This window comes from Escherichia sp. 94.0001, from assembly GCF_013369155.2.
Classification (GTDB): Bacteria; Pseudomonadota; Gammaproteobacteria; order Enterobacterales; family Enterobacteriaceae; genus Escherichia; species Escherichia coli_F.
In genome coordinates this window covers 1-291 of the sequence record NZ_JABWMS020000295.1, presented here as the reverse complement: position 1 = coordinate 291, position 291 = coordinate 1, and the positions used below count along the sequence as shown (strand labels likewise).

The 291-nt window shown below is 43.6% G+C and carries 1 pseudogene; it reads left to right on the top strand.

From position 1 onward, the window contains the following. Positions 1-291, top strand: a pseudogene (locus tag HEN33_RS25805) (integrase); the annotation flags it as partial.

The window sequence follows — 291 nt, the reverse complement described above, 5'->3', positions numbered from 1 at the left end:
AATATTTCATGCGCAAAATTGATGAAAGTCCGTCAGCAACAAAACGTCGGGGTATCAGATTAAAGGCATGGGTTGATCGATATCTGAAAATACAGGACACACGACTGAAAAATGGAGATATTGCAGCTACAACCCACAAAGAAAAAGCGCGAATGGCTGCATTCCTGGTTTCCCGCCTGGGAAACCACCCATTAAAAGAGCTGGAAGTAAGAGACTTTGCATTAATACTGGATGAATGGCTGGATAAAGACATGGTCAGCACAGCGAGAGTAAATCGCGGATTATGGGTTG